The sequence below is a fragment of the Paenibacillus agricola genome (assembly GCF_011440305.1).
GTDB lineage: Bacteria > Bacillota > Bacilli > Paenibacillales > NBRC-103111 > Paenibacillus_S > Paenibacillus_S agricola.
In genome coordinates this window covers 150042-164589 of the sequence record NZ_JAAOIW010000003.1, presented here as the reverse complement: position 1 = coordinate 164589, position 14548 = coordinate 150042, and the positions used below count along the sequence as shown (strand labels likewise).

Genomic DNA, 14548 nt, shown 5'->3' with positions numbered 1-14548 from the left:
TTTATAGGGGGGGACTATCAATGAATGGTAAATTCGGTAAGGCTTCATCTTTTGCCCTTTCTTTTGCGTTACTCGCAAGTGTATTTTCAGGCTGCACTTCTAATGCTACGCAGCCAACAAGTTCGCCGCAGAAAACGGAAGCTGAAAGTATAACATCAATCCCGCTTCCCATAGTAAGTAAACCTATTACTTTAAAGATGTTTGTGGCCATGGATGCTAAAGTAGCGGCAACCATGAAAAATTATAATGAAATAGCAGTTTTCAAAGAATTAGAAAAAAGGACTGGGATACATATTGATTTCATTCATCCTGCATCGATGGATGCGGCAGCGATCAAAGAACAGTTCAACCTTATGGTTGCGTCAGGCGATTTACCTGATCTTATCTATTATAATTTTATAAACGATTTTAACGGTGGACCCAATAAGGCTATCAAGGATGGCGTTATCATGCCGCTCAATGATTTGATAGATAAATATTCACCCAATCTCAAAAAATTCATGAGTTCTGACCCAAGAGCGGATAAACAAATGCGTACAGACGATGGTACGCTTTATGTATACCCCGAAGCACAATCACCAGATCAGTTCGCAAAGGTAAACCCCAATCCTAATCCCGCTTTCCAGACATTTGGATGGCAGATCCGACAGGATTGGCTGGAGAAACTGAATCTAAAGTCACCTGAAACGATTGAGGATTGGTATGAAGTGTTAAAAGCTTTTAAAACAAAAAATCCTAGCGGCAGCGGGAAAAATGACGAGATACCTTTGGCACCTAAAGGCGCAGGAGATTTACAGAACTGGGTAAGGGCATGGGGTATCAATTATGGTTTTTATCACGATGGCAATACAGTGAAATTTGGACCCTATACACCTGAATATGTAGAAGCGCTTACAACATTAGCTAAGTGGTATAAAGAAGGTTTGATAGATCCTGATTTTGGATTAACAGATGCCAAACAATTTGATGCAAAAGTAGTGGGTAACCGTGCAGGTGCTTGGACGGGATCTACATCAGGAACATTTGGAAGATTTGTTCAGTTGATGAAAGCAAAAGATCCGACAGTAAAATTATTAGGAACGGTTCCGCCTTACGTTAAAGGCACGAAGTCATATAATTTTAATATAGATGAAATCAAGGTTGCTAATGGCGGTGGTATAGCAATATCCACCAAAAGTAAGTACGCAAAGGAAGCTGCTATGTGGTTGGACTATGGCTATAGTCCGGAAGGATCGTTGCTTCATACCTTTGGTATCGAAGGCGAGAGTTACAAGATGGTGAACGGTTCTCCTCAATTGCTCCCTGAGGTCACAAATAACCCAAAGGGCTTGTCAATTGATGAGGCATTATCTAAATATTCCAGAGGATCTGGCGGCTTAGCCTTTGTTATGACACCTGAGATTTGGCACCAGCGCATGTCCTTACCTGAACAGCAGCAAATTATTGGCTTATGGAAAGAGGGTTCATACGATAGAACAATGCCTCCAGGAGTAACGCCAACCGTTGAGGAATCGACTAAAATGGCATCCATCATGTCTTCGGTTAATACTTATAAGGATGAGCAATTCCTTAAGATCGTTATGGGACAGACGCCTATTAGTGAGTTTGATAATTATATGAAGACATTGAAGGGTATGGGCATAGAAGATGCAATAAAAATTCAGCAAGCTTCATACGACAGATATATGTCAAGAAAATAAGTGTTAACCTTCGACCAATTTTAATTGGCTATTAAAAGGGGTGCCGGCATCAGGCGGCCCCTCCTTACATGTGGAAACAAGGGCAGCCTCGAACTCCTCTTTGAAGCTAGTATATCTGTTGAAGGACTGTTAACAATGGGAGGGAACAATGGGGAATATAAAGGTCGGTGAAATGGCACTTTCCGAAAGTGTCTCTCAGACGAAGAAACAAAGCCGCTTTGTTCATAGACTTAAAAGAGATCTATTTAAAAACAAAATTATTTATTTTATGGCATTGCCGGTTATGGCTTACTACATTATTTTTCAATATGTGCCTATGTATGGAACAACGATTGCTTTTAAAGATTTTTCCCCTATGAAGGGAATTTTGGGGAGCTCTTGGGTGGGCATGCAGCATTTTACCGATTTTTTTAAGGATGTATATTTCGGAAGAATACTTATTAATACACTTCTAATCAGTTTATATAACATTATATTTGGATTTCCGGCACCTATCATTTTAGCTCTTTTATTGAATGAAGTGAGAAAAAATGTGTTTAAGAGGTTTGTACAATCGGTGACCTATTTGCCGCATTTTATTTCTGTCTTGGTTTTGTGTGGTTTAATTGTAGATTTCACTTCAAGAAACGGTATTATTAATGATTTTTTGGCCTTCATGGGAATGGAAAGAATAACAATGCTGCTTAAACCTGAATTATTTAGAACTATCTATGTAAGTTCTAATATATGGCAGGAGGTAGGATGGGGGTCTATTATATATTTGGCTGCATTAGCCGGAATAGATCAGGATCTGTACGAAGCATCAACGATTGACGGCGCGGGAAGATTTAAGCAGATGCTGCATGTTACGCTGCCTGGGATTATGCCAACCATTATCATACTTTTTATATTGAGAATGGGTAGTATGATGAATGTTGGTTTTGATAAAATATTTCTTTTATACAATCCCATTACCTATGAGACGTCAGATGTTATTTCTACTTATGTATACAGAAAAGGTATTCTGGAAGCGAACTATAGCTTCAGTGCAGCAGTTGGATTATTTAACTCGATTATCAACTTTGTGCTCTTAGTAGCTACAAACAAATTCAGCAAAAAAGTCAACGAGACAAGTCTTTGGTAGGGAGTGAGAAAAATGATAAAAAGAAGTAAAGCTGAAAACATTTTCGGTTTTTTTAATATAGGCTTCTTGTTATTCCTAACCTTAATTACATTGTATCCATTTCTATATGTTGCTTTTGCGTCATTAAGTAACCCATCTAATTTAGCAAGTCATTCCGGTTTGTTGCTTTGGCCTTTGGGATTTAACATAGACGGCTACATCAGTGTTTTTAAAAACCCTAATATTATAACGGGTTATACAAATACAATAATCTATGTTGTAGTGGGAACAAGTATCAATGTTTTTATGACTGCTCTCGGAGCCTATGTATTATCCAGAAAAGGTGTCATGCTTCGAGATACGATGATGATGATGATTGTTTTTACCATGTTTTTTAGCGGAGGTTTGATTCCCAACTATTTACTTGTGAGAAGCCTTGGTATGTTTGACACCATGTGGGCACTCATTCTGCCAGGAGCAATCAGTACCTATAATTTGATTATCATGAGAACCTCTTTTGCAGCAATCCCGGATAGCTTGGAAGAATCCGCGAGAATTGATGGAGCCAATGATATTACCATCTTGTTTAAAATCGTGTTGCCGTTATCACAAGCTGTGATATCGGTTATGATTTTGTTTTATGCCGTAGCACATTGGAATTCCTGGTTTAGCGCCATGATTTATTTGCGAAATAGAGATGCGTATCCTTTGCAGCTATTCTTGCGTGAGATTTTGATAAACAGCAGCACCGATAGTATGATCACAGGCACCAGCGGAAGTGACAAAGAGGCAGTCAGCGAAATTATTAAATATTGCACAATCATTATAGCCACTTTACCTATTATTACCGTTTACCCTTTCTTACAAAAATACTTTACTAAAGGGGTTATGATAGGAGCTGTGAAGGGATAAGATATGTCGACCCGTGAACTAATTAATGATTTGGCTTCAAAGTGCAAAAAGTTGTCCGGCTGTGAACAATACAACCGACGGATAAAGCAATACAATAAAAGGAGGCAATACGCCAAATTATTGTAGAAAAGAGGAGTCAATATTGATAACTGCGGAACAAGTGCAATTTTATCATGACAACGGTTACTTACTGGTGAAAGGTGTATATAACAAGGAAGAAGTGGAAATGTTCCGAGGATCAGTGGATACCTTTTTGAAGCGTGCAGCTGCCTCTAAATTTGACCGGAGTCACGCATGGCAGGGAGACTATATGCCCCCGGAAGAACTGAAGAAGCTGGTGCTGAAAGGCTTCCACGACGTGCAATATCATGACGCCCAATTTAGCCGAATGATAACACAGTTGAACCTGGTCGGAATATTCGCCAAACTGATTGGTGACAATGTCCAACTCCACCATACTAAAATGATGGTCAAGCCGCCAGAAAAAGGCGCAGCTTTTCCTATGCATCAGGATTATCCGTATTTCCCGCATACCAAGCATTCGATGATGCTGGCAAGTATTCATCTGGATCAAACGAATGAGGAGAACGGATGCCTACATGTCATTCCCGGATCCCACAAATTAGGTCCCCTTCCCCATATCGGCAGCTATTATTTGAATCACAAAGAATATCCAATCGCAAGCGGGATTCCTTGCTTGGCCGAAGCGGGCGACGTGTTATTCTTTAATTATTTAACGATTCATGGTTCGCCGATTAACCGAAGCGATAGGACCCGGAGAAATATACTCGTACAGGTTCGTGATCCGGAAGATCTGCCGACGAATGATAAACATGTAAACTGGGGACAGGGGCTCATGCTGAACGGTATCAATCCGGTATTCAGAAATTATAAGTACGAAGGTAAATTGGCGAATGATGAAACTATGGAGCTTTGAATTAAAATCATATTGTTTTTTGAGGCTACGAGTTTATATGTAAACTTGTAGTCTTTTTGAACAATAATGAGGTGATATAAATGGATGCTCAAACCTTGCTGGAATCAAATCACATGCTACAAGCGATTGCCAATGAGGTTAAAGGCGAGCTAGGAGAGTTCAATATACATTATTGGTCAGGTAACGAGCTGCATTTCAGCAATAAACCTCATAAACATACATTCTTTGAAATCTGTTATATAATCGCTGGTGAAGGAATATATGTTGAGGGCGATACACATAATTCTCTAACCAGTGGAACGCTTTTATGCTCACGCCCGGGGATCGTGCATCAAATAATAAGTGAAAATGGTCTATTCATGTTACATATCGGTTTTGAACTGAAGCAGTCGTCATGTTCTCATGAATTGATTTTCAAATATATGGATTTGGAAAGCTCTAATAAAGTCGTATGTTATGACTCTCACGAAACTTTAACCGCTTTAATGTGGAAAACATTACTGCATCAAGTATCCTTATATAAGGATACTGGTAACAAAATGGATATTTTTATTCGCAGCTTGGCTTATCACCTTATTTTGTCTTTTCCAGACAACTTTACAAAGCGAGAGAAAAGTGTGTCGGTGAACAGAAAGATGAAGCGTCAGAGAGACAATATTTTGGCTCAAGCTATGAAATATATTGCTGATAATATCGCATCTGATTTGAGTCTGGTCTATGTAGCCAATTACGTACATTTATCTCCAAGGCACTTAAGTCGGATATTTTTCGAAGAAAGGGAACAAAGTTTTTCCGATTTTATTCGTAAAACCCGAATGGAAAAAGCGACGCATCTTCTAGTTACAACTAATCTGTCAGTGAAATCCATTGCTGAAATAACGGGATTTAAAACGATTCATTATTTTACGCGTATTTTTTCAAAAGAAATGAAGATGTCTCCAACTTTTTTTCGAAAAAAACAAGCCGAAGTTGTTAACAATTCCTAAAGATAACCAAACATTTTGAAACGTTACTATAAACACGACACGATAACGCAGCTTTTGAAAGGGCAAAACACCCCTAACCTAATAGGTAGGGGTGTTCTTGTTTTCTAATCGCACGCAGATTCATCGAACTCCAGCTTGATCACCATGACTGAGTCGGTTAATTCATTACTGGCAGATTTCGAATCCGAAGATAAGGCTTTTCCTTCCAATAACAAGGCATAAGGTCGATGCTAAACTCCAACAAAGATAAGATGTTTTTATTCAATATTTTTATAAATAACGCGATAGGGATTGAATACCAACCTGTAAGAGTTGCGGATTGAAATTCGGTTTCCATAACTTTCTTGTTTTTTCTAATTCTTCATTTTGATAGAATGGATACGTTACCAGATATTCATATTAGGAGGAATTGCATGAAAAGGATTATTGTTTTAGCAGTATTGGGGACGAGCCTTTTGTTTGGAGGAAACTCTTTTGCAGCACCTTCCAATCAATACGTTACCACGGATTCTGACACGTTTTGGATCATTTCACAGAAGCTAAATGTTAATCTATCGGAACTGATGGCAGCTAACCCGCAAGTTAATGTACAAAACTTGTACGCCGGTATTGTTATTAATCTTCCTGGTTCCACTTCTCAAAAACAGGACTGGGAAACAAAAGCAGATGCCATCATTGCTACAGGGATGAAACAGCTTGGGACTCCCTATGTATTTGGCGGTGATACGCCGTATGTGGCTTTTGATTGCTCCGGTTTTGTGCAATATGCGTTTAATCAAAACGGGTTTAACCTTCTTCATTCTTCCAAACTGTTGAGTGAATTAGGAACGCCTGTAGATAAAAGTGATCTTCGTAAAGGAGATCTTGTATTTTTAGAAGGAACTTATACGAGCGGTGTTTCCCACGTAGGGATCTATCTTGGGAATAATCAAATTCTTCAAGCAGGAACCATGGGGACAAGGGAAGTGAAAATCAGTACCTTCTTTGGCACACCCTACTATGATTCGCATTATTGGGGTGCACGTCGTTTAATTAACTGAGTATGCAAAAAAAACCGATTAAATCGGTTTTTTTTGCATTTCACAGATAGTCTTAATGAATAAGTGATCACTTAGCGCTGACGGTTGGTTCAAGCACAGTAAGAGTGTTGTTATAAGTATTCAAGTTTACCATGGCACCTATGGGAATTGCAGCTTTATATTGACCATGGGCTGTGCTTAAGTTAGTCATAAGGGGTTTTCCTAATGGAACGATTAGGGTGTTTATCAAATCATCATAGGTTGTAGCATAAGATATGGAGCAATTCGTACATTGCCCCATTACAACGCCGATGCAATCTTGAAATTTCCCCGCCATAATTAATTGAGTTAAATACCGGTATATCATATTGGATGCTTCGTGCGTTTCTTCAATTAATAATATTTTTCCCGTTGTGTCGACCTCGTATGGAGTCCCCAAAGTATTTACAAACGAAGTAAGGTTTCCTCCAACCACGGGACCGCTAACATTTCCTTTTACAGGGCTGTATAATGGCATTCCAGGCGGATTCTGAATCACTCTTGGACTATTAAAGGTTGATATAGCGGTAAAAAATTGATTGAAGTTATAAGCTGGTGCTTTCGCGGAAAAGTCAATTAACATCAGGCTTTGGAAAGTAATTAAATCTGAAAATTGGTACAAGATATTTAATAAAATCGTTATATCGCTATACCCAGTTACTATTTTAGGATTATTTTTAATAATAGTATAGTCAAGATACGGAAGAATATCTTTTACTCCTGTTCCTCCTCTTGAAGGCAGTATCATCTTCACACTTGGATTTTCAACCATATTCATAAAGTCCTCAGCACGCTGACCAGCCGGGGCAGCCACAATACCATCAGAAGAATATACATACTTTCCCAAAACTACATTGAATCCCATATTTTCAAGTACAATAATTCTTGAGTCTATAATTGTGGCATCAAGTGGACTTCCTAAAGTAACAATGCCAATGGTATCTCCTCTTTTTAAAATGGGGGGTCTTATCGCCATAACTATGCCTCCTGCTTAGGATATAGTATGAATATGGGAAAATACTTTTAATTATGATGAATTATTTAATGTTGCTTTATATTGTCAGGTCAGCTTGGAAGGAAAAACCACTTCGGATAGCGAATATTGATTGTCGGATAGTAAAAAATTCCCAATAATAATACATGCTGGGATTTATAAAGAGGTGGGTGCCCATGCTTCGACGTCCGCTTCCAATATTCGTTCAGCTGCTGGCTGGCATGTTCGTCATAGCCGTATTAGTGATAGCGCTTACTAATATGTTTAATTATCGGCTTGCATCGCAGATGGTATTGAACCGTTCTGCAGGGTATACGCAGGAATCGGTTGAGCAGCTGTCAGCCAAGATCGACGTATTGCTTCGGCAGTATGATCAATTCTCACAGCTAATTGCTTTTGATGATCGCGTACAAAAGTCACTGAGTGAGACGTCTGATACGTCCGCTGTGTTGGATCCGATCGGGCTCAACCGTTATATGGCCGAAAAAGTGCGTTATATAGCCAATGATATGCTGATCCACTTGTTTGACAGGAATGGTAATGCCTACGCCTCGAATGACTCGCTGCAATTGTTTTGGCGCAAATATGACGAATTGGGTTCGATTACCTGGTTCAGCAAGATTAATAGATTGGACGGTCGTATGCTCTGGGTTTACGGGCCAGCTTGGCGGGATGGCGAGATACCGGCAATTATCGGAGCCAGAAAGGTAAAGAACCAGCATGATATGCAGGTGATAGGCGATCAGTTCGTGGTCTTTCCTGTGGAGAAAATTAACAGGATAATCAGCGAAACGGGACAGCGGATCGACCGCAAGGTCCAGGTGATGGATTCGTCAGGTAATATTGTCTACTCGACAGAGCCACGGGAGATCGGGACTGCCGCTGACCAAGGGCTGTTTGCCAAGTTTGGCGGCAATGCTCAGACATTCTTCGAATGGACGACACGTGAAGAACAGGAGCGGATGTATGTGACCTTTGCTACTTCCTCCTATAGCGGTTGGACAACCATTGCTTATTTCAAGCCGGAGGCGGTATACAGTGATGCGTCGCAGATCTGGATCAACGCGCTGCTGGCAATTGCGGCGGGGATTGTAGTGGCACTCATTCTGGTTGCCTATTTCACGTGGAGCTTAACGAAACCCATCCGGCATCTGGCAAGCGCAATGAACCGAATCGGACGGGAGCGGATTCTCCCCATTAATGAGCGTTTTGCAAGCAGTGAAATTTCTTTTCTATATGCTAATTTTAACCGGATGGTGAATCAGCTCGAAGAAGTCGTGGAACGGCTATCTGAGCAGCAGATGAGTGAACAGCGCGCGCAGCTTGTCGCATTAAAGGCGCAGTTTCGGCCGCATTTTTTGTACAACTCCTTGAATTTGATTTATTGGACCATTGAAGATGGGCGTCACGAGGCAGCCCAGGAAATGACAATAGCGCTTAGCGAGCTACTCCGCTACAGTGTTCATCCTTCCTCTGAGCTGGTGACGCTGAGAGAGGATTTGGCGCAGCTGGAACGTTATTTGCTGCTCCAACGCTCGCGATATGGGAGTAAATTCAGTGTACAGATGGAGATAGAGCCGGGTTTGGAGGAGCAGTGTGTCATTCGGCTCGTCCTTCAACCGCTTGTTGAAAATGCGTTTCACCACGGGCTGGAGCATAAGGCGGACGGGGATTGGCAAATCCGGGTCAGTCTTTACAGCTTTGATGGTATGCTGTATTGCACAGTTGAGGACAATGGCAAAGGGATGGATGAAACAGCGCTCTACGAATTGGAAACGCGAATTCATGTGGAGCATCTGTTGGAGGAAAAAGGCGGAGGAATCGGACTTTCTAATTTACACAAGCAAATCAGGGCATTCTTCGGTCTTCCGTATGGTCTGAAGCTTTCTCCAAGCCCACTTGGAGGCTTGATGGTTACGCTCACACTTCCGCTTCATGCAGCTGGACAGCAGGCGGGACAATCCTATCAACCACGAAACATAGGGAAAGGAGGAGGTGGCGCTGCATAATCGCCGTTGTGTACTATCGTTTGTGCTCGTCTTGTACTTCTTTATAATTTCGGCCTGTACACCGCAGCTTGCCCTTCCGAATTTAATAACATCAGTGCCGCCCAAGACGCTTCGAATCTGGTTATGGCCAGGAAGTGGGCTGGAAACATTGATTAAATCTTACTCCCTCATACGTCCCGATATCGATGTCGAGGTAGTGATAGCTCAATTTGATGATATTCTCCCAAGCTTGAAGATAGCATTCGCAACAAATGGTGATGCACCGGATATCGTGCTGTTGGAGTCGTCACAGTTAAATCAGGTCAAGCATTTTCAACCCTATTTTTACAATTTGTACGATTTTAACGACGAGAGGATCCATTACCTCGATTGGAAATGGCGTCAGGCGGAGAATAAGGACAGGACGTTTTTATACGGTATGCCTGCGGACATCGGTCCGATCGCGCTGGCTTATCGTCATGACTTGTTTAAAGCGGCCGGGTTACCCTATGGGCGCGAGGCTGTAGGGAACGCTATCCGTAGTTGGGAAGATCTAGAGCAAGCAGGAGTGCTGTTGAAAAAGAAGACGGGTGTTTTTTTATTCGACAATTTGGCCAATGTGTACTCGACGTATTTGAATCAGTTTGATGCTCCTTACCAGATATCGCAGGATTATCACGGGAGTCCCGTAAACCCGAAAGTGAAAGCAGCCTGGGATCTAGCTGTGCGCTATCACAAACTAGGTATTAATGCGGGATTAGCCTCGCAGACGCCAGGCTGGGCCGAGGGGGCTGTAAACGGACAATTTGCTGCTGTGCTGGCCCCCTCCTGGGTACATGGGGTCATGAAGAAAAACGCGCCGGCGACCAGCGGAAAATGGGATTTGGCGCGTGCCCCAGGTCTGCCTTCCAATTGGAAAGGCAGCTTTCTGGCTGTACCGAAATTAAGCCGTTATCCGAAGGAGGCCTATGAGTTGGCTCATTGGTTGACAGCTCCGCAGCAACAGCTGACTAACTTTTTGACTAACGGTAATTTCCCCTCCACACCGGAATCCTACGCATCGGCCAGCTTTCTGGAGGTTCGCGATCCCTTTTTTAATGGGGCGCCTGTGGGACAGCTGTATTCGTATCCTGCGCTTCGTTATCAAGCCGAATATGAGGAAGTTGAGTTCAGCCGAATGGATCGAATTGTTCGGGACGGACTTCGCAGAGTAGAGGTGGAGGGTGCTGACCCGGAGAAGGTTTGGGCCGCTGTCGTTATGCAAATCCAAGAGCATGAAGGAGGGGATTAATTATGTTTAGCATTTTGGTGGTGGATGATGAACCAAATGTACGGCAACCGATGTGCAGGCTGCTGGCTTCAATGGAGGGTGTGGAGATGGTACTTGAAGCTGAGGATGGCTTGCGAGCGATGACTCTGCTGAAGAAGCATGAGGTGCAACTGGTTATTACAGATATTCGTATGCCTGCTGCAGATGGGCTGCAGCTTGCCAGCCATATCAGGATCCATTATCCGCAGGTCGATGTCTATGTGTTAACGGGACATGCCGAGTTTGAGTATGCGCTTCAAGCGGTCCAGCATCAGGTAACGGAATATTTGCTAAAGCCGCTCTCTAAGGACAAGCTGAAGGAAGTCCATGCTGCAGCCTACTTGAAATATCGGCAGCGCCGTGAGGTGCGTCAGGTAAGTGAAATACGCGACCAAGCACTGTTGGAAAAGCGGGTCCATGATCTACTGCACGATGTGCCGCTTCCTACCTTTGATGAGTTCCTAATCCCACCTCATGATGCGATCAAGCTCATTTCTTTTTCGACCAAGGATTTACGGTCGCTCGGAGAAGCGAGTGTACGTTATTTTATTCGCGGGTGTGCACACGAAGCGTTCAGCAAGCTGGGTACAGCCGTGGTTTGTATGGAGGATCGCTTGATCACGATTGTCCTGTTCTCCGAGCAAGCTGACAAGGGGGCGTGGGAGCGGCAGGTAACCGAAACGGCAGGATGGATGGAAGAGAAACTTCGGCTGCCCGTGAAGACCGGTTTTGGGGGCTGTGTGAAGGATATCAAAGATTTGAGTCTGATGTATATCCGCAGCATGATCTCCTTGGGATTTACCGAATTGTCACGCAGCCTGGGTGCAGCTGAAACCATCGTTCCAATTGTACGTGCACTGCTTGCCTATGTGCACAAGGAATATACGGGTGGCGGGCAGCTTGCCGACTTCGCCCATATTCATCAAATAAACGCCAATTATTTAAGCAATTTGTTTCATCAGGAAATAGGCTTGACCTATTCTCAGTATTTGACGCAATACCGTTTATCCGAAGCCAAACGTTTGCTGAGGGAAACCCATCTGAAGATGTATGAGATTTGCGAACGAGTAGGCTATAAGGATCCTGCCTATTTTAGCCGTATCTTCAAAATGGTCGAAGGAATGGCTCCTAACGATTACCGCACAGTTAGCACAAGTTCCTAACAATACTCCAAGAAATCGAAGAATGGTCTCTATACGTAGCAAAACCTGCATTTTATAATATGTGTAAGGGCTTTCTTGAAGCTCGAATTAGCGAAAGGGGCGTTTTCATGAAAAAGGTGCTGAACGGTAAATCATTTAGTCTGGTCCTGCTGTCTCTCGGGCTGCTTTTGAGCGCGTGTGGAGTGGATGGCGGTAGTGCCGCAAAACCTGAAAGCGAGATGAAGGGCAACGATGGTAAAAAGGTCCAACTGCAGATGTGGTTTTGGCAGGGGGCTACTTTTGAGAAAATCATACCTGAATTTAACAAGACACACCCCAACATCGAGATCATTCCGCAAATTTACAAGTGGGAGGATGCCCACAGCAAGCTGCTCACCGCCATGTCGGCCGGTTCGGGAGCGCCGGATATTGCGATGGTGGACATTTCACAGATTGACCAATTTTTGAAGTACCCGGATAAATTTCAAGAGATGAACGAATTGGGTGCGAAAAACATCGCCAAAGACTATTTGGAATGGAAATGGAAGCAAGCTATGGTAGGAGACAAGCTGTTGGGTCTGCCTACCGATATCGGACCGATGGTTCTCTACTACCGACAGGATTTGTTTCAGCAGGCAGGGCTTCCGTTTGAACCTAATGATGTTAGCGCCAAAATCAAAAACTGGGATGATTTCTTGGCAGCGGGGAAGGTATTGAAGGACAAGACGGGGACGGATATTTTATCGAATCCTTATGAGCTGTATGGTGCGATTCGAGATCAGGGTAATGAGCTTTATTTCGACAAGGATGACAAGCTGATTATTGATACGAACACACAGCTTAAGAAGGCCGTCGATTACTATAACAAAGCGCGTCAAATGGGGATAGCAGGCAGCTACGATCAGAAAAATGCGCTGCAGGAGTATTCCGCTGCTCTGAATTCCGGCAAAATAGGCACTTACATTTCGGCAGCCTGGGGTCGTGGCCATGTGGAAACGCGGGCTCCCGATACGAAAGGAAAGTGGCGTGCGGCCAAAATACCGGAAGGTACGGGCAACATGGGTGGTTCCTTCCTGATGATTCCGAAGCAGGGCAAGTACGCTAAAGAAGCTTATACCGCAATCAGTTGGCTGGTTTCACCTCCGCAGCAGCTGGAAGTATTCAAGCTGTCGGGTAACTTCCCATCAACCCCTTCGATCTATGGAGACAAGGCGATTACCGAGCAAGGCTATGATTTCTGGGGCGGCCAGAAGCTGGGTGTGCTGTTCTCGGAAGTGGCCAAGGATGTGAAGGTGCAGCGTAAAGGACCTGATTATCAAACCGTAGAAACGATTATAAGCGACGGTATGCAGGCTGTTGCGGTGGATAAGAATAAGGATCCGGAGAAAGAGTTTTCAGCACTGGTCGAGAAGGCTAAGGCCAAGCTGAAAAACAAGTAGCCGGTATGTAAGGGATAGCTACGGGCAGGGTGAGAGGCAGGAATCTCTGCGGTTTCACACTGCTTTTTTTTTGAAATATAGGAGGTTATCAAACATGAAGGCTCTAAGGCAGTATGCGGCTCCTTACCTAATGATTTCGCCGTTTTATATTTTATTTATCGCATTCGGTCTGTTTCCGATCTTATTCTCGCTGTACTTGGCTTTTCATGCGTGGGACGGTTTAGGAGAAATGGAGTTTGTCGGGCTGCGCAATTTCCGTAATTTGTTGACGGATGACCCCGATTTTTGGACATCGGTGGCCAATACTTTTGTGATTTGGTTCCTTTCCACCTTACCGCAGTTATTTTTGGCGCTTGTGATTGCTTTTTTGTTAAATGCGGCTTTTATGAGATTTAAACATACATTTCGGGCAATTTTTTTTCTGCCCAATATTACTTCGATTGTGGCGGTTGCCATTATTTTCGGATCATTCTTTGGTGCCCAGTTCGGCTTGTTCAATGGATTATTTACCGCGCTGGGGCTACCAAAGATCGATTGGATCAATGATACGTTCTGGGTAAAGGTAGCTATTTCGCTCATGGTAGTTTGGCGCTGGACGGGCTATAACGCGATTATTTATTTGGCGGGGCTACAGAGCATACCAGTCGATCTATATGAAGCGGCAACGATTGACGGAGCGAGCCGACCACAGCAATTTTTCTTCATTACTCTTCCGCTGCTGCGTCCGATCATTTTGTTTACTGTTATTTTGTCAACAATAGGCGGTATGCAGCTTTTTACAGAACCGCTGATTCTGGTTGGAGGCTCAGGCGGCGCAACGAAGGGCGGTCTTACTCTGGTGCTGTACTTGTATAATCAGGCGTTTGGCAATCACCTGTTCGGCTATGCTTCGGCTATCGCTTGGATGCTGTTTCTGATTATCGCCGTATTTTCGTTTCTGAATTGGAAATTTGTTTCGAAAGGGGATAGTATGTAGTGGCT

At 43.2% G+C, this 14548-nt stretch carries 12 protein-coding genes; 11 read left to right on the top strand and 1 reads right to left on the bottom strand.

What is annotated here, in order from left to right:
- The first annotated feature begins 20 nt into the window (after positions 1-20).
- The 6 genes from G9U52_RS08730 to G9U52_RS08705 all read left to right on the top strand — a co-directional run bounded on the left by G9U52_RS08730 (position 21) and on the right by G9U52_RS08705 (position 6677).
- Positions 21-1700 carry a type 2 periplasmic-binding domain-containing protein gene (locus G9U52_RS08730; protein WP_166148484.1) on the top strand — a complete coding sequence of 560 codons (1680 nt, stop codon included), beginning with the start codon at positions 21-23 and terminating at the stop codon, positions 1698-1700.
- A 148-nt stretch (positions 1701-1848) separates the two neighbouring features.
- The gene (locus G9U52_RS08725; RefSeq protein WP_375790240.1) at positions 1849-2823 is read left to right on the top strand and encodes an ABC transporter permease; all 975 of its coding nucleotides are present in this window, start codon (positions 1849-1851) and stop codon (positions 2821-2823) included.
- 12 nt (positions 2824-2835) lie between these two features.
- Positions 2836-3714, top strand: coding sequence for a carbohydrate ABC transporter permease (locus G9U52_RS08720; RefSeq protein ID WP_166148481.1), 879 nt, complete (start codon positions 2836-2838; stop codon positions 3712-3714).
- Positions 3715-3856: 142 nt separating this feature from the next.
- Positions 3857-4651 (top strand): phytanoyl-CoA dioxygenase family protein, encoded by a 795-nt coding sequence (locus G9U52_RS08715; protein ID WP_166148479.1) that lies wholly within the window; start codon positions 3857-3859, stop codon positions 4649-4651.
- An 80-nt stretch (positions 4652-4731) separates the two neighbouring features.
- Entirely contained in the window at positions 4732-5637 is a 906-nt protein-coding gene (locus G9U52_RS08710; RefSeq protein ID WP_166148476.1) for a helix-turn-helix domain-containing protein, read from the top strand.
- Positions 5638-6050: 413 nt separating this feature from the next.
- Positions 6051-6677 carry a C40 family peptidase gene (locus G9U52_RS08705; protein ID WP_166148474.1) on the top strand — a complete coding sequence of 209 codons (627 nt, stop codon included), beginning with the start codon at positions 6051-6053 and terminating at the stop codon, positions 6675-6677.
- 67 nt (positions 6678-6744) lie between these two features.
- On the opposite strand, the gene G9U52_RS08700 is transcribed toward G9U52_RS08705, so the two are convergent.
- On the bottom strand, positions 6745-7671 hold the full coding sequence (locus tag G9U52_RS08700) for a S66 peptidase family protein (RefSeq protein ID WP_166148472.1): 927 nt from the start codon (positions 7669-7671) through the stop codon (positions 6745-6747).
- A gap of 194 nt (positions 7672-7865) precedes the next feature.
- Between G9U52_RS08700 and G9U52_RS08695 the strand changes: the two genes are divergently transcribed.
- From G9U52_RS08695 to G9U52_RS08675, 5 genes are all read left to right on the top strand, one after another.
- Positions 7866-9698 carry a cache domain-containing sensor histidine kinase gene (locus tag G9U52_RS08695; protein ID WP_243767232.1) on the top strand — a complete coding sequence of 611 codons (1833 nt, stop codon included), beginning with the start codon at positions 7866-7868 and terminating at the stop codon, positions 9696-9698.
- Entirely contained in the window at positions 9685-10968 is a 1284-nt protein-coding gene (locus tag G9U52_RS08690) for an ABC transporter substrate-binding protein (RefSeq protein ID WP_311764829.1), read from the top strand. Before G9U52_RS08695 ends, G9U52_RS08690 begins: the two co-directional genes overlap by 14 nt.
- 2 nt (positions 10969-10970) lie before the next feature.
- Positions 10971-12149: a response regulator transcription factor gene (locus G9U52_RS08685; RefSeq protein ID WP_166148468.1), complete on the top strand. Its 1179-nt coding sequence runs from the start codon at positions 10971-10973 to the stop codon at positions 12147-12149.
- Between the two features lie 107 nt (positions 12150-12256).
- Positions 12257-13567 (top strand): ABC transporter substrate-binding protein, encoded by a 1311-nt coding sequence (locus G9U52_RS08680; RefSeq protein WP_166148466.1) that lies wholly within the window; start codon positions 12257-12259, stop codon positions 13565-13567.
- A 94-nt stretch (positions 13568-13661) separates the two neighbouring features.
- Entirely contained in the window at positions 13662-14543 is an 882-nt protein-coding gene (locus G9U52_RS08675; protein WP_166148463.1) for a carbohydrate ABC transporter permease, read from the top strand.
- Positions 14544-14548 lie beyond the last annotated feature (5 nt).